The following is a 20298-nucleotide window of genomic DNA, read 5'->3' as shown; positions in this document are numbered from 1 at the left end:
AGGGCTGCCTACGCCAGCGTCATCAGGAAACGCGTCACCTCGTCGAGCACCGCTGCTTCCTTGAGGATTCGGCGATGCCCCCAGCCCTGCGTGGCCACGAGGCGTGCGTTGGCGATGGCATCGCGGTAAGCCTCTGCATCTGCGAAGCGGTTCACGCGGTCGTCTCGGTCATGCACGATCAGCGTCGGCTGCGCGATGCGCGGGCCCACGAAGGCGGGCTCGAACTGCGGCATGAGCACGCCTTCACGCGCCTCGAACATCCGTTGCATCGCAGCCCGCGTCCATTCGCTGAGGCCGAACGCATTTGCGAAGTAGCGCGTGTATTCGCGTGGCGACGCGGGCGGTGCAAGCAGCACGATGCGCTCCGCGGGCAGCCCTCGCCCGGTGGCGTAGGCAAGCGCGTTGGCGCCCAGTGAATGCGCCACCACTGCGCGCAGTGCGTGCCCATCGTTCGCGAGCCGCGCCGCGACGTAGTCGATGGCGCGCGCGAACTGTGCGCCGTTGGTCGCGGTGCCCGCGCTGCGGCCGTGGGCCGGCAGTTCGAGCAGCACCGGTCGCAAGCCTGCGGCAGCCAGCGCATGGGCCAGCGGCAGCATCTGGCCCGCGTGGCCGCCCCAGCCATGCACCAGCAGCACGACAGGTGCCGATTCCGCGGCCGAGTCTTGTGCGGCCAGGTGATAGATGCCCAGGCTCGCGTCCTCGAAGGACCAGGCTTCGTGTCGCCAGTCAGTGCCGGGGTGCTGGCCGCGATAGAGCCACTTGGGCGGCAGTGGTGTGCCGAACACGCGATATGCGGCGTGCACGCCCAGCGCGGGCCAAAGGCGCTGCGAGGCGCCCAGGCCAAAGCGCATCGCACGCATCAGCCGGCTGGCGCCGTAGTAGTTGACGGGAGCGGCCTTCGAGGCGGCGGAAGTGCTTGTCATGAGATGGTCCTTGGATATCCGTTTTTCACCACGCTGTTGCGTGGCCTGCTACGTACGAAACGAGCGCTTGTCGGTTGGGACATTCGGGGGCTTGGGCTCGGGTTCATTCGGGGTGCGTGCGAATGACACCAGGAGCTCCCCTCCGCGAATGTCCCCCGCTTCGCTCCTCCTTTATTTCGCTGCGGGGAGCACCTGGTGTCATTCGCACATAGGCACGCTGCTGGTGTGCAGCCGATCAACGACCGCTCTTTCCAACGCTCACGTCGATACGGGGCTCTTTTTCGCGAAATAAAGGAGGAGCGAAGCGGGGGACATTCGCGAAAAAGAGCACCGTGTCGGCGTGAGCGTCGCCCTGAACAGCAGCAGCGCAAAACCAACGCACACCGAACACAACGCGACGAACAGAAGAGCGAAGTCGAATCCCTAGTACCAGACCCAATCGCGATTGCTGCGAGGCAAGCTGCGCAAGGTGTCGCAAACAGTCCGGGCGCCAACAACGGTCGCGTAGACGGCGAGAAAGAGGGCAATGATCAGCATGGTGCTTCTCCTACTTATCGCACGACTGTGCGAAATTCTGGCAAATGGGAACGTGGGAAATCTGCCTGCTCCGTGAGTCAGGCGAGGTAGCTGGAAAGAAGCCGCTGCCAGGTCTGCGTGGCGCGGTCGGCGGCCTGCGGGTCGCGCAGGAAACGCGCGTCGTGCAGCTGGGTCATCATCACGCCGTTCATTTCGCTGACCAGTTGCGCGGGGTCGGTGTCGGCCTTCAGTTCGCCAGTTTCCACCGCGAGCATCACCGTGCGGCGCAGTGCAGCACGCCAACGCGTGATCTCGTCGAACAGCACGTCGCGCAGCTCGCCTTCTCGGTCGTCGAACTCGAAGGCACCGGCCATGTAGAGGCATCCGGTGTACATCTCCACGTCGCGGGTGCGGGCGATCCAGCGCGCCACGATGTCGTTCAGTCGGGGCAGGCCCTTGGGCTTTTGCATGGCGGGCACGAACACATCGGCCAGGAAACCACGGCCGTACTCCTCGATGACGGCCTTCTGCAGCGCCTCGCGTGAACCCACGCGCGAGAACACGCCGCTCTTGGACAGCCCGAGCCGGCTCGCGACGGCCTGCAGCGTGATCGCCTCCAGCCCTTCGGCCAGCGCAAGGTTCATCGCCGCACCGACGATGGCGGTGCGGGTGAGTTCGCTTTTCTGGGTCTTGGCGTCCATGCGGCAAACTTTAGCACGGACGTGCGAAATTACAAGACACCCGCCAACAAAGGCTCTAAAGATGTTTTACTCATGTGAAACCAACAAACGCATCGTTCCCCGAATAAGCACTTGTGCCGAGAATCGCCGGTCGGCCCCGCTCCGGGGCCCCGACCCTTCCGCGCCAGATGAACTTTCAACAACTGCGCTCGGTACGCGAGGCCGTTCGTTGCGGCTTCAACCTGACCGAAGTCGCGCACACCCTTCACACCTCCCAGCCCGGCGTGAGCCGGCAGATCCGCGAACTCGAAGAGGAACTCGGCATCGAGCTCTTCGTGCGCGCCGGCAAGCGGCTGACCGGCCTGACCGAGCCGGGCGGCCATGTGCTGCCGATCATCGAGCGCATGCTCATGGAGAGCAGCAACCTGCGGCATGCCGGACAGGAGTTCGTCGCGCAGCAGAGCGGCCTGCTTTCGGTGGCGGCCACGCACTCGCAGGCGCGCTATGCGATGCCGGTGGCGGTGCAGGAATTCCGCACGCAGTTTCCGAACGTGAAACTGCACCTGCACCAGGGCTCGCCCAAGCAGATCGCGCAGATGCTGCTCGATGGCGAAGCCGACGTGGGCATTGCCACCGAGGCGCTGGGCGACTATCCGCAACTGGTCGCCCTGCCCTGCTACCGCTGGACGCATTCGGTGATCGTGCCGCCGGAGCATCCGCTGCTCGACGCGCCGCTCACGCTGGATGCGCTCACACGTTATCCGCTCATCACCTACGACACCGGCTTCACAGGCCGCTCTCGCATCGACGAAGCCTTCGAGCAACGCGGGCTGCAGCCCAACATCGTGCTCGCCGCCATGGATGCCGACGTGATCAAGACCTACGTGCAGTTGGGCCTGGGTGTGGGCATCGTGGCCGGCGTGGCCTATGAGGCCGAGCGCGACACGCAACTGCGCGCGCTCGACGCGGGGCGCCTGTTCGGCATCAACCTCACCAAGCTGGCGGTGCGGCGCGGCACCTACCTGCGCAAGTACGTCTATGCCTTCATCGAGTCGTTTGCCCCCACGCTGACACGCGCGGTTGTGGAGAAGGCTTTGGGCGATGAGGCAAGGGCATCGCACTACGAAATCTAGGGGCTGTCCAGCGTCTGTTGCGTGGCGTGTACTACGGACGACAGAGAGGTTAAAAAAGAAGAATGCACCTTCACACAAGGGGCGTACATTCGGGTTAATTCCCTGGCTTCCTGGAAACGGATCAGCAATGGCATCGACCCCGCAGCAGCAGCAACAGCAAACAAGGGCCGCCCTCAAGGCGGCCGATGCAGCGGAGCGGCGCGAGCGGTTGAGACGGGCTTTGCCCGCCACGGTGGAGCTTCTGCAAAGCCGCCAGGCCGACCGCATCGACGACAGCGACATCGACGCGTATGTGAGCCTTAACTGGCTCGAATGGCACGGCGGCGGCCTTCGGCTGACCATCACCGGGCGCAACGTCTGCGCCCAGTCCGTGCCCACCGCACTGGCCTGAGAGCCACACTCCCCCAAAAGAAAAGCCGCCACAGTGGCCTGTGGCGGCTTTTCTTGAGCTGTCGTGAACCGACGCGGCTGTTTACTGGCCTGCGATGATGTTCGCGATCACGCCGGTGGCGATGGCCGCGAGCACGAAGTCGCCGCCCACGCCGACCCATTGATAGCCACGGGGCGGCGCCTGCAGGCGATAGCCGCGCCAGTCGTTCACCACGTAGTTGCGGCCCAGATACTCGGGCGGCACGCGGCCGCCACGGCGCCATTCGACGTGCGGCTGCGGAAAGCCGCGGCGATCGAACTGGCGACCATCGCGAAAGTCCTGGTTGCCGCGGTAACCGCCGCGCGGGCCACCGCGATCGAAGTTGCGGTCGCGCTGTTCATACCGACCGTCACCCGGACGACCATCGCCGGGGCGGCCATCGAAGCGGCGGTCTTGCGCAAAGGCGCTTCCCGCGGCCATGCACATCGCGAGCGCCGCAGCAGCGACGGCCATGCTCTTTGAATTGATGATCATCTGGAACTCCTTCATGCGTTGATGACGAGTCCATTGTGTGCCGCGCATGTGTCCCGAACGGACGCTTCAGGTCTCGGTCAGGTGAAATCAGGTAAGGGCTGGTATCCGCACGAGGCCTTGTCCTTCAAATCGGGGCGTAGCGGTTGACCACGACGCCGCATTCGTAGGCCGTGGACTGCAGCAAGCGCAGCTTGTGGCCCTTGTGCGGATCGTGGAACACCGAACGGCCGCCGCCCACGGCCGTGGGATTGACGAAGAACTGGAACTCGTCGACCAGCCCATGCGCCACCAGCGCAGACGCGAAGCCCACACCGCCGATGCACAGGATGTTCTTGCCGCCCTGCTGCTTGAGCGCGTTCACCTCGTCGGCCATGCCGCCGCGCGCAATGACGGTGCGCTCCCAGCGCGATGCCTTCAGTTTGTCGGTGAGCACGACCTTCCGCGCATCGACCACCTTTCGTGCAAAGGCGTAGTGCGGGTCGGCCGGATGGCTCTTCGCAGCGCGACCCCAATGGTCGAGGTAGCCTTCTTCCACGATCTTGCGGCTCAGCAGGATGGTGTCGATACCACCGAAGACGGTGTTGAAGTCTTGCTTCAGCCGGTCGTCCCAGGCCCAGCGATCGCCCCAGCCCCACACCTGCCAGTCGAGATTGCCGTTGGCGGGCGACACGTATCCATCGACGGACATCTGCATCTGGAGTATGAGTTTTCGCATGCGGCTTCTCCTTCGCATCTTTCAATGCAACTGCTCTTGAAATGCAAGCAGTTGGAGTATTGGCGAACTGGTGCGAAACTGCAATCAGTTTTTCAGCCCACACAAGCCCCATGGCCACTCAACAGAAATCGCTGTGCCCGATCAACCTCGCGCTCGAAGTCCTCGGCGACCGCTGGAGCCTGCTGATCGTTCGCGACATGATGTTTGCCGGCAAGCGGCACTTCCGGGAGTTCCTGCAGTCCGAGGAAGGCATCTCCTCGAACATCCTGACCGAGCGGCTGAACACGCTCGTCGAACAGGGCGTGCTCACCAGAACCGATGACCCGAGCCACAAGCAGAAGGCCATCTACAGCCTCACGCCGAGGGGCATCGACCTTCTGCCGGTGGTGACGCAGCTCGGCATCTGGGGGCGCAAGCACACGTCCGCCACGAAGCAAAGCGCAGCGCCCGCCGCGGCGCTCGAAAAAGGCGGGCTGCCGCTGCAGAAGAAGATGCAGGCCGAGTTGCGCAAGGCGCACGCCGCCGGCCGCGCGGCCTGACCGGCGTCAGATCGATCAGTACAGGCCGACCGCGAGCGCGAAGATCGCAAGGCCGTGCGCCAGCGTGGCACCGAGCAACCCCGCTCGCCGGTACACGAAACCGGCGACCAACCCTTCGATCAGCGTGAAGACCAGCACCGGCAGGCCCACGCGCGTGACGATCAACGCGAGCCACGCATGGCACAGGCTGAACAACACGGCCCCCACGAACCAAGCGCGCGTTGCCGACATGTGCTGTGCCAGGCGCTGCTGCAGCATGCCGCGAAACAGCAGCTCTTCGTAGGCATTGCCCAGCAGCGCGAAGACCAGGATCGGCACGTACATCGCGGGACCCGGTGCCGGCAACGACGACAGCCCCAGCATGGCCTTCAGTGCAGCGGCGATGGCGGTAACGGCCACCGCACCCAGCACGCCCCAGAGCACCGACGCCACCACCCGCCCCTTGCCCCACCACGCCATGCCCTCGCGCGCCGCGCGCTCCAGCCAGGCCACGCCGACGACCAGCGCGGCGGACATGCCCGCCAGTGCAAACAGCACCGGCGCCGGTCCGCTCAAACGCATCGAGCCCGCATCGAGCTGCCAGAAACCCGCAGGGCTCATGGCATCGCGCGCCAGGATGAAGAACAGGATGTGCACGGCCACCCGCGCACCCACCAACGCACGTGGGATCAGCAGCAACAGAGCCAGCGCGAGCGCGCCCGCAGGCAGAATCGAAACGAGGTAGCCGAACAGTGAAGAAGAAACCATCGAGGAGAAAGTGCGTATGCCAGATCAAACCGCCGCAGCAGCCGTCATCTATGCCAAGGACGTCACCCGCGTGGGCGCGTTCTACGCAAAGGTCGCGGGGCTGACGCTCTCGCCACCGGAACCCGACCATGCGAGCCTGGCCTCGCCGGCGCTGCAGCTCTTCATTGTCGCGATGAATCCGGGCATCGCGGCCAAGGTGCAGATCGCGCAGCCGCCGGTGCTGCGCGAGAACACCGCGCTGAAATTCATCTTCCCGGTGGCCAGCCTCGCGGATGCGCGCCGGTTGGCGGCCGAAAGCGGTGGCGCCCTGAAGCCCGCGGAGGCGGAGTGGGAATTCAACGGCCACCGCCATTGCGATGGGCACGACCCCGAAGGCAATGTGTTCCAGTTGCGCGAACGGGTGGCCTGAACGCCACTGTCTCGATGCGACGGCCTGCAGCGGCCTATCCGCCCACCACGCTGTTGGCCTGATCGGCATGTGCGCTGCCATGCTTCGCATGGCGCTCCACCGGCGGCAGGTCGAGTTCGATCAACGCGCCATGAGTGCGTGCCAGGTCGAACACACCGGTCGATTGCGGCCGGTCTGTGTGCAACACCAGCGCATACGGGCCTTCGCCACGGGCCGCGATCCGCTGGGTGAGCGTGCCGCTGCCCTCCTGCGGGGCCGATGCGTTCTCGCGCGGTGACGACAGCACGAGCACGCTGCCGCCCAGCGCAATGACCGCCACGCGCAGGTTGCTGCCGGGCACCGCCACCGGCTCGCCGATGTGCGTGTCGGCATCGTCGGGCACGATGCCGAGCAAGGCGCGGTAGCGCGCCAGCGTGGCATCGAGGTCACGCACCGCAATCGCCAGGCTGGCCACGCCGAGCGCGCCGTTGGCATGCACGCGCGCTTCGCCTTCGGGCACGCGCAAGGCGCGCGGCGTGAGGTCGCCGCACAGGAAAGGCAGGTCGGCCGAGGAGGCACGTGCCGTCTGCCAGCGCAGGCGTTCACCATCGGGACGCACGCGGCCGCCGTCGAGCGGGCCTTCGAGCGTGAGGCCCCGTGCCTTGGCATCGGCCACGGTGATGGCGGTGTCGCGCGGCAGCAGCGCAAAGTCGACGATGCCTTCGCCATGCCGCTGCAGCAGTTGCCACCAGCGTTCGTTGGGCGAGGGCTGGCGCCACGCGATCAGCTCGAAGTAGCTGCCGTCGCCGAACACCACCAGCGCGTTGTGCGTGGAACGCCCCGGATGGTCGCCGCCGCGCAGCACATGGAAGCCGAGCGCGCCGTAGTCGGCGATGCTGCGTTCGAGGTCGTGCACCGCGATCACGATGTGGTCGAGTGTCAATGGCATGGTGATCGTTCTCCGTGTGTCCGGTTGTGGATTCAAGAGGCGGTGCGGGCCGCGCCCTCGCCGCCGAGGTAGGCATCGCGGATGCGCGCGTCGGCCAGCAGCTCGCGTGCCGGGCCCGAGAGCACGATGCGCCCGGTCTGCAGCACATAGCCGTGGTGCGCGATCTGCAGCGCAAGGCTGGCGTTCTGCTCGACCATGAAGACCGAGACGCCCTGCCCGTTGATGCGCGCGATGAGTTCGAGCACCTTGTCGACATACAGCGGCGACAGGCCCATGGTCGGCTCGTCCATGCAGATGAGTTGCGGGCGGCCCATGAGCGCGCGCGCCATCGCCACCATCTGCTGCTCGCCGCCCGACAGCGTGCCGGCCTGGAATTCGATGCGCTCGGCCACGCGCGGGAACAGCTCGAGCATGCGTTCGAGGTCTTCGGCCACGGCCCTGCGGTCGCTGCGCGCGTAGGCGCCCATCAGCAGGTTTTCGCGCACGGTCATCGCGGGGAACAGGCGGCGCGCCTCGGGCACCGAGCCGATGCCCTTGCGGATGATCTGCGGCGTGCTCAGGCCGAGCGTGGACTCGCCGTTGAAATTGACTTCGCCCGAGCGCGGCTTGAGCAGGCCGAGCACGATCTTCATGGTGGTCGACTTGCCGCTCGCATTGCCGCCGAGCAGGCTGACGATCTGGCCCTTGCGCACTTCGATGTCGAGGTCGAAGTGGGCTTGCACGGGGCCGTAGAAGCTGTTGATCTTTCTGAGTTGCAGAAGGGGCTGTGTGGCACTGCGAAGCGCAGGCGCAGTGCTCCGTTCGGGCAGTTCCTCGCCCCTGCCCTCTCCCCAGAGGGTGGAAGGAGAAAGGCCGGTGCGTGCGACGGTGGCGATCATGCGGGCACCGCTTCCTTGTGTGCTTCGCCCACGTGGCGATGGCCGAGGTACGCCTCGATCACGGCCGGGTCGTTCCGCACTTCATCAGGCAGGCCCTCGGCGATCTTGCGGCCGTCGTCGAGCACCACCACGCGATCCGACAACTGCATCACGAGGTCGAGCTTGTGTTCGATCAGCAGGATGGTCTGGCCGCGCGACTTGAGGCCGCGAATGATCTCCAGCATCTCCGCGGTTTCGCTTTCGTTCATGCCGGCCGTGGGCTCGTCGAGCAGCAGCAGGCGCGGCTTGAGCGCGAGCGCACGAGCGATCTCCACGCGGCGGCGGTTCGCGTACGAGAGGCTGTACGCCGGATGGTTGGTGCGCGGCGTGAGGCGTTCGCCGAAGAGCGCGATGATGGCGTGCGCCTCGTCGCGCAGCGCCTGCTCTTCGCGCCGCACGGCAGCGGGCTGCACCAGCGCGAGCGCCAGCTCGGCCAGCGCACCCAGCCCCGGCACACCGCCCACGCGCGGTTTCACGGCGCGCAGCCGCGTGTGCGCGCCGACCAGCACGTTGTCGAGCACCGAGAGGTTCGCGAACACCCGGCCATGCTGGAAGGTGCGCGCCAGGCCGCGCTGCGCGAGTTGTTGCGCCGGCAGGCCGGTGATGTCTTGTCCGTCGAACAGCACCTGCCCGGCATCGGGCCGATCGAGGCCCGTCACGAGGTTGAACAGCGTGGTCTTGCCCGCGCCGTTGGGGCCGATCACGCTGAGCAGTTCGCCCTCGCCCACATGCAGGTCGATCGCGTTCACCGCCGTCAGCCCGCCGAAGCGGCGCGTGAGACCGCGGATCTCAAGCAGCGATGGCATCGCCCGCCTTCGACGGCGCGTTGGCCGCTTGCGCCTTCGAGTTGACGAGCTTCACTTCGGCGCGGATGGTCTGCGGATTGCGCAGCAGGTTGAGGATGGGGCAGTTGCGCTCCACCGCCTCGAACAGCGCGTCGATGTCTTCGCGGCTCGCGGGTGAATCGATGTGCACCGTGTAGCCGATCTGGTGCGGCCAGATGGGCGTGTGCTCATGACCCGGCTTGCCGCCGCGCGGATCGATGATGCCGGTCACTTCGACTTCGAGGCTTTCGAGCGGCACCTGGCGCTCTGCCGCCTGGATCAGGAAGATGTGCGTGACGCAGGTGCCGAGCACACCCAGTTGCAGCTCGGGCGAGCTGGGCCCCAGGTTGTAGCCCGCGAAATCGGGCGGGCTGTCGCTGATGACCTGGTGATCGCGAATGCGCAGCCGGCGCACGCCACTGCGGCCTTCGGCCTTCACGCTGGCCTTGAGCTGCAAGGGCTGTGCGGTGCCCGCTTCGACAGCGGCATTGCGTGCCAGCACGGCGGCGCGTTTCTCGGCGAGGTAATCGTTGAGGTGGCTCATGGTGTGTTTGGTTCTTTCAGACGGTGCCCAGCAGGCCTTGCGGGCGGAAGCGGATCAACAGAAGCAATGCGACGCCGTAGATCAGCATCCGGTACTCGGCCGTCACGCGGAACAGCTCTGGCAGGCTCACGAGCGCGACCGCACCGAGCAAGGCGCCGCTGATGTTGCCCAGTCCGCCGAGGATCACCATCGTGAGCGCGAGGATCGAGATCTGCGAGCCGAAGGTCTCGTGGTTGATGTACGAGTACATGTGCGCGGTGAAGGCGCCGCTCACACCCGCCGCGAAGCCGCCGAAGCCGAAGGCCAGCGCCTTGTAGCGGTCGGGGCTCACGCCGTAGGCGCGCGCGGCCACTTCGTCTTCGCGCACCGCGCGGAAGGTGCGGCCCAGGTGCGAACGCAGCAAGCGCCACTGCAGCAGGGCCAGCAGCACCATCGCACCGAACGAGGCCCAGTAGATGGCCTCGTTCGACGAGGCATCGCGCCCGAACAGCGACAGCGGCGGAATGCCCGACACACCGATGGGCCCGTGCGTGAGGCTTTCCCAGTTGAGGATGGTCAGCGCCACGATCTCGCCGATGCCGAGCGTGGCAATCGACACGTAGTGCCCGCGCAGCCTGAACGCCGGGAAGATCAACGCGGTGCCTATCAGCGACGTGAGGATCCCCGCGAGCACGATGCCCGTGCCCACCGGCAGGTGCAGGTCGAGCACCAGCAGCGACGAGGCATACGCGCCGATGGCCAGCAGCCCCGCATGGCCGAGCGAAATCTGCCCGATGGTGCCGGCCACCAGCGTGAGGCTCAGCGCCAGCGCGCCGTAGAGCCATGCGTTGGTGAGCGTCTGCAGCAGGTAGGGCGATGGATCGAAGAACGGCAATGCCACCGCCGCCGCGAACAGCGCGGCAAGCACACGGCGCGGTATGTGCCACGGCTTGCTCGGTGCGATGAAGGTACCGGTCAGCGGCTCGGGCGGCAGCGCGCGCTTGCGGCCGAACAGGCCGTTGGGCTTCCACACGAGGATGACCAGCAGCAACGCGAAGGCAAAGAGGTTGCGGTAGGGCGTTCCGAGAATCGCCACGCCATAGCTCTCGATCAGCCCCAACAGCAGGCTGCCGACGATGGCGCCCGGCACGTTGCCCACGCCACCGACCACGGTGGCCACCACGCCCTTGAGCGTGGCCTGGAAGCTCATCGCCGGGCTGATGTTGTTGTAGTACATGCCCACCAGCAGGCCCGAGAGGCCGCCCAGCGCGGCGGCAATCGCGAACACCGTCTGGTTGACGCGGTCGACGTCCACGCCCATCTGCTGCGCCGCATCGCGGTCCTGCGCGGTGGCGCGCACAGCCCAGCCCAGCTTCGTGAAACGCAGGAAGAGAAACAGCACAGCCGCGCTGGTGATGCCGATGCCCGCGATCAGCAGGTCGAGCGCGCCGATGGTGCCGGTGCCGATCTGCAGGCGCCAATCGGGCAGCTGCGTGGGCAGCGAACGCGGGTCGGGGCTGAAGACCAGTTGCACGAGGATGTCGAGCACGAAGCTGATGCCGATGGTCGCCAGCAGCGGCGCGATGCGCGCGGCGCCCTGCAACGGCCGCAGGCCCACGCGCTCGATCAGCATGCCGAGTGCGCCCGAGCCCAGCACCACGAGCAGGATGGTCACGGGCAGCGGCGTGTGCAGGTAGGTGATGCTGGCCCAGCCGATGTACGCGCCGACCGTGTAGACCGAGCCGTGCGCGAAGTTGATCAGGTGCGAGACACCGAAGATCAGCGCGAGCCCGACAGCGAGCAACGCGTAGATGTTGCCGATGATCAGGCCGTTGACTGTGTAGTCGAAGAAGGAGGTGAAGCTCATCGGGTGGCCTTGATGAGGGCCGCGCCCCCTCTCCCCGTCTTGCTCCCTCTCCCTCTGGGAGAGGGTTGGGGTGAGGGCACGCGGCAATCAAGGCCGCGCGATGTTGTGATGCCGACTGCCCTCACCCTGGCCCTCTCCCAGAGGGAGAGGGAAAAAGACAAAAGACCGCTCATTTCGACAAGGCCAGCGCCGCCTTCTCATCGACCTGCGCCCACTTGCCGTCCTTCACCACCAGATTCACGCTCTTCACCCCCACCACGCGGCGCGCCTGCGCATCGAAGCTCGCCTTGCCGAAGATCACGCTGGGCACATCCTTGATCTTGTAGAACGCATCGCGCACCGCCTTGCGATCAGCCTTCGGGCCGGCCTGGCGCAGCGCTGCTGCGGCGTACACCACAGCGTCATACGCGTAGGCATTGAACGCATCCGGCTCCTTGCTGTACTTCGCGCGGAAGCTCTTCACGAAGTCCTGCACCTCGGCGCGCGGCTCTTCGGGATAGAAGGCGGTGTTGGTGTAGATGCCGTTCACCGCCGCACCGCCAAGCTCGATGAACTTCGGCGAATACACCGAGCCCACCGCGGCGATCGGCTGCTTGAGCCCCACGCTGCGCACCTGCCCCGCGATGAGCGCACCGTCGGGGTAGTAGGAGATGAGCACCAGCCCATCAGGGTTGGCGTCGCGCACGCGCACCAGCGTCGAGCGGAAGTCTTTCTCGTCGGGTTGGTAGCCCTCGGCAATCGCAAGCTGCGCGCCACGCTCCTGCGCGGCCTTCACCAGCACGTCCTTGCTGGTGCGGCCCCAGTCGGTGTTGAGGTACAGCACCGCAATGCGCTTGAAGCCCAGCGTCTTCACCGCGAGTTCGGCCAGCAGCGGCTGTGCGTCGGCCTGGCTGATGGACGGGCTCCAGATGTAGTCGCCGCCCTTGGTGAAGTCGGGATGCGAGTTGGTGAAGCCCAGTTGCACGAGGCCTGCGCGCTGGTAGATGGGCGACGCGGCCATCGAAGCAGGGCTCGAGAAGTCGCCCAGTTCGATCAGCACGCGCTTGTCGTTCACCAGCTTCTGCGCAATGGCCACCGACTGGCGCGGATCGCTCTGGCTGTCTTCGAAGTTGTAGGCCAACGGACGGCCATGAATGCCGCCCTGTGCATTGATGTGTTCGAGCGCCAGGTCGAAGCCGGCCTTCCATTGCGCGCCGTACTGCGCGTTCTGCCCGGTGAGCGGCCCGCTCACGCCGAACCACACCGGCTCGCCGGTGGCGGGCGCGGCCCAGGCCACGATCGGCGCGGCCAGCAGCGCGGCGGAAAGTGCGACCACATGGCGCAGGAAACGATGGCGATTGAACAGCGACATGGTGTCGGACCCCGGTAATGAATGAGCGTGCAGGGCCGCGATTCTTCGCGCCTGTGCCTTGCGCGAGAACGAACAAAAACGGGGAGGCTTATGCGCTTTCCGAGCAAAGGCCCGCACGCCCGTGGGCCTTGCATCGGCTCGATGCGGGCCAGCAATTAAGCTGCGCGCAACATGAAGCGACGACACCTTCTCCAACTGCTGGCCGGCGTGCCGGCTGCCGCAGTGCTCGCGGCCTGTGGCAAGCGCAAGGCCTCCGCCACCGCATTGAAACCGGACGCCCGCGTGCTGGCGTTGGGCGACAGCCTGACCTTCGGCTACGGCGCACCGCCCGACGCTGCGTGGCCCGTGAAACTGGGCGAGCTGACGGGCTGGCAGATCGAGAACGCGGGCATCAACGGCGACACCTCGGCCGGTGCGCTGGAGCGCCTGCCCGCGCTGCTGGCGGCGGGCAGCTACGACGCGATCCTGATCGGCATCGGTGGCAACGACATGCTGCGCGGCGTGTCTCCCAATGCCACGCGCGACAACCTCGCGGCACTGGTCAGCCAGGCAAGTGCGCACACGCCGCATGTCGCGCTGCTGGCCACGCCCGCGCCTGATGCGATGCGCGCGGCCATCGGCTCGCTCAGCGATGCGCCGGTCTACGAAGAAGTCGCGAAGTCAGCGCAGGCGCTGCTGGTCGCCAATGTCTATTCGAGCGTGCTGTCGGACGCATCGCTGCGCTCCGACCGCATCCATGCCAATGCACGAGGCTATGAAAAGGTCGCGCAGTTGCTGGCGGACCAGCTCAAGGCCGCAGGCTGGCGTTGATCAGGCGTTCAGCAGGTCGACGTAGGCGCCCTGCACCAACTGGTCGGTGCCGATGCCCAGTTGCGCCATGAGCGCATGCGCCTCGGCAACGCCGGCCTCGGGCGTCTCGCCTTCCTTCAACACCACTTCGAGTTCAAGAAACTCGCCCAGGCCTTCGACACGGTCCAGGTGCACGCGTGTGCGGCCGACGATGAACAACCGGCGCTGCTTGCGCACGCGGCCTGCCTGCCCCCACGCAAGCGTGAGCGATTCACGCAGCACATCAGGCTTGTCGGTGGGTGTGATCAGGTAGAACGACTCTTTCGGGCCGCTGCTGTTGGCGCGGCGATAGAAGATCAGCTCGGCGCGGTCGGGCGCGAAGGTGCGCAGCTTGAGGCGGTCTGCGCTGTCGTTGCAGCGGAAGAAGGTGTCGTCTTGCGCGATCTCGATGGGGCCTTGGTCGGCGAGCTTCGCTGCAATGAGTGCCACGCGTTCCACGCTGTCGATGCAGGCCTTGATTTCTATGTTTCTTGCCATCTCGGGTGTTCTCTTTTGTGCCGTTTTTGGACTGCTGTGTATTTGGCGTTCTTGTTCAGGGCGCGTGCGAATGACACCGGGTGCTCCCCTCCGCGAATGTCCCCCGGGGCGCTACGCGCCCCTCCTCCTTTATTTCGCTGCGGGGAGCACCCGGCGTCATTCGCACATGGACACGCTGCCGGTGATCGCCGATCAACAAGTGCTCTGAACGCTCACGTCGATACGGGGCTCTTTTTCGCGAAATAAAGGAGGAGCGAAGCGGGGGACATTCGCGAAAAAGAGCACCGTGTCGGCGTGAGCGTCGCCCTGAACAGCAGCAGCGCAAAAACTCACGCGGCGCTCACGACCCCACACATCAAGGCGCGTTGCCCTGCGGCCCCACAGCCGGTGGCGCAGCACGCCCACTGGAGCCCGGCGAGAGCTTGCGGCCAAAGGCCTCGCCCACGTTGCGCACCGGCCGGCTCGCCTTCTCCGACACGTTGCTGATACCGCGACGCGTGGCCGCATCAGCGCGGTTGACGCCGCGCCCCGCCGCGTTGGTGCCGCGCTGCACGCTGCCCACCACCTTGCCGTTGCGCGCCGGTGCCTTGATGGTGTGGGCGCGTTGCGCCTGAGGTGGGTTGTCGGCACTCTGTGCCTGCGCTGTGGCCGGCAGCCAGAGCGTTACGGCGACGATGGCTGCTGCTGCAGTGAGTGATGCGGTACGGAAAGTCTTCATGGTGCCTCCTTGGCGTTGTCTTCGGCTTCTGCGGCTGCCGCGCGCGCCATGCGCTCGCTCTTCCAGTAGACGTCGTCACCGCCGTTCATGCGGTTGAGCACGCGCGCCAGCACGAAGAGCAGATCGCTGAGCCGGTTGAGGTACTGGCGCAGCGCGTCGTTGAGTTCGGCCGTCGCACCGAGCGCGACCACCGCGCGTTCGGCCCGTCGCGCCACCGTGCGGCACACATGCGCGAGCGAGGCCGCGCGCGTGCCGGCCGGCAGGATGAATTCGGCAAGACGCGGCAAGGCGGCGTTGTGATCGGCCAGCGCGTTGTCGAGCTGCAGCAGCGCTTCAGGCTTGAGCAGCGTGTAGCCCGGCATCGACAGCTCGCCACCCAGGTTGAAAAGCTGGTGCTGTACGTCGACCAGCAGCTCGCGCACGGCCTCCGGCATGGGCTCGCACAGCAGCACGCCGATCTGCGAATTGAGCTCGTCCACATCGCCCATCGCGTGCACGCGCAAATGGTCCTTGGGCACGCGCGTGTTGTCGCCCAGGCCTGTGGTGCCGTCGTCGCCGGTGCGGGTGGCGATCTGGGAAAGTCGGTTGCCCATGGGCGCTCCTGTTGACTGCTTGACGACTTGACTACAGCGCGACGGTCGAGGCGTCGATCTTGCCGGCCAGCCATTGCAGACCTGCAAGATGCTGCTGGTCATGGCTGCAGAGGTAGTGAATGAGGCTGCGCATGGTGAGCGGGCCGTAGCCCTCGAACACGGCCGTGCGCGCCAGTTGCGCGTCGCTCAGGCTGGAGATGATCTCCATGGTCTGCACGCGCGCAAGGCGGAACTCGGCCAACACCTTCGCAGCATCGGCGGCGCCGTAGTTGCGTTCGATGGCCAGCGGTTCGCTGTCGATCGAAGCCAGCGTGGGATGCACCTCCGCGAGCGTGCGGCGAAAGCGCACGTGGTAGCCCTCGACCTCGATGTCGCGCACATGGCAAAGCTGCTCGATGGCGGTAAAGGCTTCGCTGGGCACGCCCTCCCACGAGGGCGGCGCCCAATGCCGGAAGGCGGCGGGAATGGCCGCGTAGTGGGCCTCCAGTTGCGACGGGAAGGCCGCGAGTGCGCTGAGTGTGGTGGGGTTCATGTTTTTTTCCGAAGCGCATTATGGTGCTCGCTCCGTAAAATGACCGCGCACCCCCGCCCCCATTTCCCTTCAGGAGACGCCCCGATGAACGCCCCGACCCAAACCTCGCACCTGATGCCGGCGCTTCATCTGCGCGACGTGCCCGCCAGCCTGATCGACGGGCTGAAGGCGCGCTTCGGCGACAACTGTTCCACGGCGATGGCGGTGCGCACGCAGCACGGGCGCGACGAGTCTTCGTTCGATGCGCCGCCGCCCTCGGCCGTGGTGTTCGCCGAAAGCACGCAGGATGTGGCCGACGCGGTGAAGCTCGCGAGCGAGCACAGCGTGCCCGTCATTCCCTTCGGCGTGGGCTCCTCGCTCGAAGGCCATCTGCTGGCGGTGCAAGGCGGCATCAGCATCGACGTGTCGCGCATGAACCGCGTGCTGTCGATCAATGCCGACGACCTCACGGTGACGGTGCAGCCGGGCGTCACGCGCAAGCAGCTCAACGAAGAGATCAAGAGCACGGGCCTGTTCTTCCCCATCGACCCCGGTGCCGACGCTTCCATCGGCGGCATGACGGCCACGCGCGCCAGCGGCACGAACGCCGTGCGCTACGGCACCATGCGCGAGAACGTGCTGGCGCTCGAAGTGGTCACCGCCGCCGGCGAAGTCATTCGCACCGGCACGCGCGCCAAGAAGTCTTCCGCCGGCTATGACCTCACGCGCCTCATGGTGGGCAGCGAAGGCACGCTGGGCGTGGTGACCGAGGTCACGCTGCGCATCTACCCGCTGCCCGAGGCGGTGTCGGCGGCGATCTGCTCGTTCCCGAGCATCGAGGCGGCCGTGCGCACCACCATCGAAACCATCCAGCTCGGCGTGCCGATCGCGCGCGTCGAACTGATCGACGTGAACACGGTGCGCATGGTGAACGCCTACGCCAAGCTGGGCCTGCGCGAAGAGCCGATGCTGCTGATGGAATTCCACGGCTCGCCCGCCGGCGTGAAGGAACAGGCCGAGACGGTGCAGGAGCTGGCCAGCGGCCACGGCGGCAATGCCTTCGAATGGGCCAGCACGCCGGAAGAACGCACGCGCCTGTGGACCGCGCGGCACAACAGCTACTTCGCGGCGGTGCAGTCGCGCCCCGGCTGCCGCGTGATCTCGACCGACACCTGCGTGCCGATCTCGCGCCTGGCCGATTGCCTGCTCGACTCGGTGGCCGAGGCCGATGCCAGCGGCATCCCCTACTTCCTCGTCGGCCACGTGGGCGACGGCAACTTCCACTTCGGCTACCTGCTCGATCCGAACATCCCCGAAGAGCGCGTGAAGGCCGAAGAGCTGAACCATGCATTGGTAAGCCGCGCGCTGGCGCTCGAAGGCACCTGCACCGGCGAGCACGGCGTGGGCCTGCACAAGATGGACTTCCTGGTGACCGAAGCGGGCGTGGGCGCGATCGACATGATGCGCACGATCAAGCGCGCGCTCGACCCGAAGAACATCATGAACCCGGGCAAGATCTTCAGCCTCTGAGCGACGACGCAAGCGCCCATTGAAAAGAAAAAAAGCCCGGTGGCTCGCAAGAGCCCCGGGCTTTTTGTTTGTGTGCGGCCTGCCGGCCGCTGTGCGCGATCAGTTGTTGTTGCTGCGGCGACGAGCCGGTGCCTTCTCTGCCGGCACATAGGTTTGCGACGGTGCTGCACCGCCGTCCACGCCCAGGCGGCCACCACCACCAAGGCCCTGGCCGCGCACGGTCTGCGCCTTGTAGTTGCGCAGCGAACGAACCATCTGGTTGAAGGCGTCCATGAACGCGGCTGCAATCACCTTGCCCTGCGCCGTGTTGGTGTAGCCGCCCAGGCCACCGCCCGCGCTGCGGCCGGCCAGCGCACCGAAGGCGCCGAAGTCGGTCTTGGAGGCGCTGCCTTCCGAAGCTGCGACCTGCACGCCCGAGCGGTTGTCGATCAGGGTCAGCAGCGCGCTGGCTTCCTTGGTCTGCATGTTGCCGCCGATCTGTGCGAGCGCACGGCCACGGCCGCCACCCACCAGGCCGCCGAGCGCACCGCCGATGCCGCCGGCATCGCTGTTGCTGAACACGATCTCGGGCGACAGGCCGTAGTCGGACGCCACCATCTGGCCGCGGCCGAAGTTGCTGCCGCCGCGCATTTCGCCCGACTGCTGCAGTGCGCGTTCGCGCGTCATGGCGTTCATGCCGGCGGCGCCGCGCTCGACCACGATGAAGCAGTTGGATTGCTGCACCAGCAAACGCAACAGATTTGCAGTAGGCGGCAGACGGTATTCACCGGTGAGGATGGTGTACCAACCCGCGCTCTGGTTCTCGATCAGCGAGACCGTGCCCAGAGGCGATTCGCAACGCTCCAGCTGGCTGCTGGCGTTGTCGGTCGAGCCGCCGGCCGCGCTGCCCGTGGCCATGGTCTTGGCCGACGAGCTGCCCATCTGCATGTCGGTGGCCGCACAGCCAGTGAGAAGAAGCGCGCCGACGGCGATGGCCGCGAGCGGGAACTTGGTGAGCTGCATGGGGTGACTCCCTCTGTTGTCAGATATCTGAGGTGAAAAAACCAGCGATCGAGGATACGCGCAAAGGATTGCAGGAATCAATCAAACGAATGCACGACGCCCTGTTCACAACACTAGGCCGTTCGGCGGATGCGATCGATCAGTCCGTTGAGCGCTTCGATGGAGCCGAAGTGAATGACCAGCTCGCCGCTTTCGCCGCGCTTGGTGCGCTTCTTGATGCGCACCTCGACCTCGGCGGTGAGCAGGTCGGCCAGTTCTTCTTCCACGCGCTGCAGGTCGCGCGACTTGTCGCCGGCATTGCCGCGGCGCGATGGCGTGAGCGTGAACTCGGCCGCCAGCTTCTTCACCAGCGCCTCGGCCTCGCGCACCGACATCTTCTTGGCCGCGATCTGGTTGGCGGCGGTGATCTGCGTGCCGCGGTCGAGCGACAGCAGCGCGCGGGCGTGGCCCATGTCGATGTCGCCGGCCATCAGCATCTGCTGCGCGGGCTCGGCCAGGTTCAGCAGGCGCAGCAGGTTGCTGGCCGCGCTGCGCGAACGGCCCACGGCCTGTGCCGCCAGCTCGTGAGTGAGCCCAAACTCGGTGACCAGGCGTTGCAGGCCTTGAGCCTCTTCCAGCGGATTGAGGTCTTCGCGCTGGATGTTCTCGATCAGCGACATGGCCGCCGCGGCCTCGTTGGGCACGTCGCGCACCAGCACCGGCACGCTGTCGAGGCCCGCGATCTTGGCGGCACGGAAGCGCCGTTCGCCCGCGATGATTTCGTATTCGGCGTTCTTGGCGGCCGCCGATTCGGCATCGAGCCGGCGCACCAGGATCGGCTGCATGATGCCCTGCACCTTGATGCTCTCGGCCAGCTCGTAGAGCGCGCCTTCGTCCATGCGTGTGCGCGGCTGGTAGACGCCGGCGACCATCTCGTCGAGCCTCAGCGTGTTCGGGTTCTGCGGCGCACCGCCCTCTTCCGAGCCTGCATTGCCGCCGCCGTTGCTGTTGTCGGCGGAAGGCGCGGCCGTCGGGCCGAGCAGCGCTTCGAGGCCGCGGCCCAGGCCCTTGGGTTTCTTGGTCGCCATCAGTTCTTGTCTTTCGAGATTTCGTTCAATAGTTGCCGGCCTTCGGGCCAGTCGCCCAGGCCGGATTCGGCGTTCAGATGGCCGCGTGCGCCGGCGTCGACGAAGCGCGCGCCCCAGTCGCCGGCCAGTTGGCGCGAGCGCGAAGCCTCGCAATAGGGGTCGTCGTTGGCGGCGATCAGCACCGCCGGAAACGGCAGCGGCTGCCGCACGATGGGTGCCCAGCCAGGAATCATCTGGCGCAGGTCGTCGCGCTCCAGGTCACCGGGCGCCACCAGCAATGCGCCGCGCACCTTGTGGGCGTTGCGCGAGTGCGAGGCCCAGGCCGCGACGAGGATGCAGCCGAGGCTGTGCGCCGCAAGGACGACTGGGCCGGGCGCGGCCAGCACTTCCTCTTCGAGACGCATGGACCAGTCGCCGCGCAGCGGGCGCATCCATTCATGCTGCTCGACGCGGTGGTCGCCATGGATCGACTCCCAAAGGGTTTGCCAATGGCCGGGGCCGCTGTTCTGCCATCCGGGCAGCAGCAGGATGCGGGGAGCTGTCATTTGCTACGAACTTGATAGCAACTTACCCAG

At 66.4% G+C, this 20298-nt stretch carries 24 protein-coding genes; 6 read left to right on the top strand and 18 right to left on the bottom strand.

Going from position 1 to position 20298, the window contains the following annotated elements:
• Positions 1-8 precede the first annotated feature (8 nt).
• Positions 9-923, bottom strand: coding sequence for an alpha/beta fold hydrolase (locus ACSFB7_RS16190; RefSeq protein WP_435471782.1), 915 nt, complete (start codon positions 921-923; stop codon positions 9-11).
• 614 nt (positions 924-1537) lie between these two features.
• Positions 1538-2140, bottom strand: a complete 603-nt coding sequence (locus tag ACSFB7_RS16185; RefSeq protein WP_435471780.1) for a TetR/AcrR family transcriptional regulator — start codon at positions 2138-2140, stop codon at positions 1538-1540.
• A gap of 167 nt (positions 2141-2307) precedes the next feature.
• Between ACSFB7_RS16185 and ACSFB7_RS16180 the strand changes: the two genes are divergently transcribed.
• Entirely contained in the window at positions 2308-3252 is a 945-nt protein-coding gene (locus ACSFB7_RS16180) for a CysB family HTH-type transcriptional regulator (protein WP_187113112.1), read from the top strand.
• A gap of 127 nt (positions 3253-3379) precedes the next feature.
• On the top strand, positions 3380-3643 hold the full coding sequence (locus ACSFB7_RS16175) for a hypothetical protein (RefSeq protein ID WP_093242115.1): 264 nt from the start codon (positions 3380-3382) through the stop codon (positions 3641-3643).
• An 81-nt stretch (positions 3644-3724) separates the two neighbouring features.
• Here ACSFB7_RS16175 and ACSFB7_RS16170 read toward each other — a convergent pair whose 3' ends face one another.
• Together ACSFB7_RS16170 and ACSFB7_RS16165 are read right to left on the bottom strand one after the other, a co-directional pair.
• Entirely contained in the window at positions 3725-4156 is a 432-nt protein-coding gene (locus ACSFB7_RS16170) for an RcnB family protein (RefSeq protein WP_435471777.1), read from the bottom strand.
• 124 nt (positions 4157-4280) lie between these two features.
• Positions 4281-4871, bottom strand: coding sequence for a dihydrofolate reductase family protein (locus ACSFB7_RS16165; protein WP_435471775.1), 591 nt, complete (start codon positions 4869-4871; stop codon positions 4281-4283).
• Positions 4872-4981: 110 nt separating this feature from the next.
• Between ACSFB7_RS16165 and ACSFB7_RS16160 the strand changes: the two genes are divergently transcribed.
• Positions 4982-5410, top strand: a complete 429-nt coding sequence (locus tag ACSFB7_RS16160; RefSeq protein ID WP_435471773.1) for a winged helix-turn-helix transcriptional regulator — start codon at positions 4982-4984, stop codon at positions 5408-5410.
• 15 nt (positions 5411-5425) lie between these two features.
• On the opposite strand, the gene ACSFB7_RS16155 is transcribed toward ACSFB7_RS16160, so the two are convergent.
• On the bottom strand, positions 5426-6157 hold the full coding sequence (locus ACSFB7_RS16155; RefSeq protein WP_435471771.1) for a CPBP family intramembrane glutamic endopeptidase: 732 nt from the start codon (positions 6155-6157) through the stop codon (positions 5426-5428).
• 16 nt (positions 6158-6173) lie between these two features.
• Between ACSFB7_RS16155 and ACSFB7_RS16150 the strand changes: the two genes are divergently transcribed.
• Positions 6174-6566 (top strand): VOC family protein, encoded by a 393-nt coding sequence (locus ACSFB7_RS16150; RefSeq protein WP_435471769.1) that lies wholly within the window; start codon positions 6174-6176, stop codon positions 6564-6566.
• 34 nt (positions 6567-6600) lie between these two features.
• Here ACSFB7_RS16150 and ACSFB7_RS16145 read toward each other — a convergent pair whose 3' ends face one another.
• The 6 genes from ACSFB7_RS16145 to ACSFB7_RS16120 all read right to left on the bottom strand — a co-directional run bounded on the left by ACSFB7_RS16145 (position 6601) and on the right by ACSFB7_RS16120 (position 12976).
• Positions 6601-7494, bottom strand: coding sequence for a VOC family protein (locus tag ACSFB7_RS16145; protein WP_435471767.1), 894 nt, complete (start codon positions 7492-7494; stop codon positions 6601-6603).
• A gap of 32 nt (positions 7495-7526) precedes the next feature.
• A complete protein-coding gene (locus ACSFB7_RS16140; RefSeq protein ID WP_435471765.1) occupies positions 7527-8372 on the bottom strand; it encodes an ABC transporter ATP-binding protein in 846 nt (281 codons plus the stop codon).
• Complete coding sequence (locus ACSFB7_RS16135; RefSeq protein WP_435471763.1) at positions 8369-9217, bottom strand: ABC transporter ATP-binding protein; 849 nt, start codon at positions 9215-9217, stop codon at positions 8369-8371. The genes ACSFB7_RS16140 and ACSFB7_RS16135 overlap by 4 nt, the downstream gene beginning before the upstream one ends.
• The gene (locus tag ACSFB7_RS16130; RefSeq protein WP_435471761.1) at positions 9201-9779 is read right to left on the bottom strand and encodes an OsmC family protein; all 579 of its coding nucleotides are present in this window, start codon (positions 9777-9779) and stop codon (positions 9201-9203) included. The genes ACSFB7_RS16135 and ACSFB7_RS16130 overlap by 17 nt, the downstream gene beginning before the upstream one ends.
• A 16-nt stretch (positions 9780-9795) precedes the next feature.
• Positions 9796-11625, bottom strand: a complete 1830-nt coding sequence (locus ACSFB7_RS16125; protein WP_435471759.1) for an ABC transporter permease — start codon at positions 11623-11625, stop codon at positions 9796-9798.
• A gap of 169 nt (positions 11626-11794) precedes the next feature.
• Positions 11795-12976: an ABC transporter substrate-binding protein gene (locus ACSFB7_RS16120; RefSeq protein WP_435471757.1), complete on the bottom strand. Its 1182-nt coding sequence runs from the start codon at positions 12974-12976 to the stop codon at positions 11795-11797.
• A 171-nt stretch (positions 12977-13147) separates the two neighbouring features.
• Here ACSFB7_RS16120 and ACSFB7_RS16115 point away from each other — a divergent pair, with 171 nt between their 5' ends.
• On the top strand, positions 13148-13786 hold the full coding sequence (locus ACSFB7_RS16115) for a GDSL-type esterase/lipase family protein (RefSeq protein ID WP_435471755.1): 639 nt from the start codon (positions 13148-13150) through the stop codon (positions 13784-13786).
• On the opposite strand, the gene ACSFB7_RS16110 is transcribed toward ACSFB7_RS16115, so the two are convergent.
• From ACSFB7_RS16110 to ACSFB7_RS16095, 4 genes are all read right to left on the bottom strand, one after another.
• The gene (locus ACSFB7_RS16110) at positions 13787-14302 is read right to left on the bottom strand and encodes a class IV adenylate cyclase (protein ID WP_435471753.1); all 516 of its coding nucleotides are present in this window, start codon (positions 14300-14302) and stop codon (positions 13787-13789) included. It lies immediately after the preceding gene.
• 355 nt (positions 14303-14657) lie between these two features.
• The gene (locus tag ACSFB7_RS16105) at positions 14658-15020 is read right to left on the bottom strand and encodes a hypothetical protein (protein ID WP_435471751.1); all 363 of its coding nucleotides are present in this window, start codon (positions 15018-15020) and stop codon (positions 14658-14660) included.
• On the bottom strand, positions 15017-15613 hold the full coding sequence (locus tag ACSFB7_RS16100; protein WP_435471749.1) for a cob(I)yrinic acid a,c-diamide adenosyltransferase: 597 nt from the start codon (positions 15611-15613) through the stop codon (positions 15017-15019). The genes ACSFB7_RS16105 and ACSFB7_RS16100 overlap by 4 nt, the downstream gene beginning before the upstream one ends.
• 31 nt (positions 15614-15644) lie before the next feature.
• Positions 15645-16145 (bottom strand): DinB family protein, encoded by a 501-nt coding sequence (locus ACSFB7_RS16095; protein WP_435471747.1) that lies wholly within the window; start codon positions 16143-16145, stop codon positions 15645-15647.
• 84 nt (positions 16146-16229) lie between these two features.
• Between ACSFB7_RS16095 and ACSFB7_RS16090 the strand changes: the two genes are divergently transcribed.
• The gene (locus ACSFB7_RS16090; RefSeq protein ID WP_435471745.1) at positions 16230-17654 is read left to right on the top strand and encodes an FAD-binding oxidoreductase; all 1425 of its coding nucleotides are present in this window, start codon (positions 16230-16232) and stop codon (positions 17652-17654) included.
• A 99-nt stretch (positions 17655-17753) separates the two neighbouring features.
• On the opposite strand, the gene ACSFB7_RS16085 is transcribed toward ACSFB7_RS16090, so the two are convergent.
• The 3 genes from ACSFB7_RS16085 to ACSFB7_RS16075 form a co-directional block, all read right to left on the bottom strand.
• Positions 17754-18656, bottom strand: coding sequence for a CsgG/HfaB family protein (locus ACSFB7_RS16085; RefSeq protein WP_435471743.1), 903 nt, complete (start codon positions 18654-18656; stop codon positions 17754-17756).
• Positions 18657-18769: 113 nt separating this feature from the next.
• The gene (locus tag ACSFB7_RS16080; RefSeq protein WP_435471741.1) at positions 18770-19723 is read right to left on the bottom strand and encodes a ParB/RepB/Spo0J family partition protein; all 954 of its coding nucleotides are present in this window, start codon (positions 19721-19723) and stop codon (positions 18770-18772) included.
• Complete coding sequence (locus ACSFB7_RS16075; RefSeq protein WP_435471739.1) at positions 19723-20268, bottom strand: RBBP9/YdeN family alpha/beta hydrolase; 546 nt, start codon at positions 20266-20268, stop codon at positions 19723-19725. Before ACSFB7_RS16075 ends, ACSFB7_RS16080 begins: the two co-directional genes overlap by 1 nt.
• Positions 20269-20298 lie beyond the last annotated feature (30 nt).

Origin of the sequence: Variovorax raffinosi (assembly GCF_051216615.1) — a bacterium.
Classification (GTDB): Bacteria; Pseudomonadota; Gammaproteobacteria; order Burkholderiales; family Burkholderiaceae_C; genus Variovorax.
This window is presented reverse-complemented; position numbering and strand designations above follow the sequence as displayed.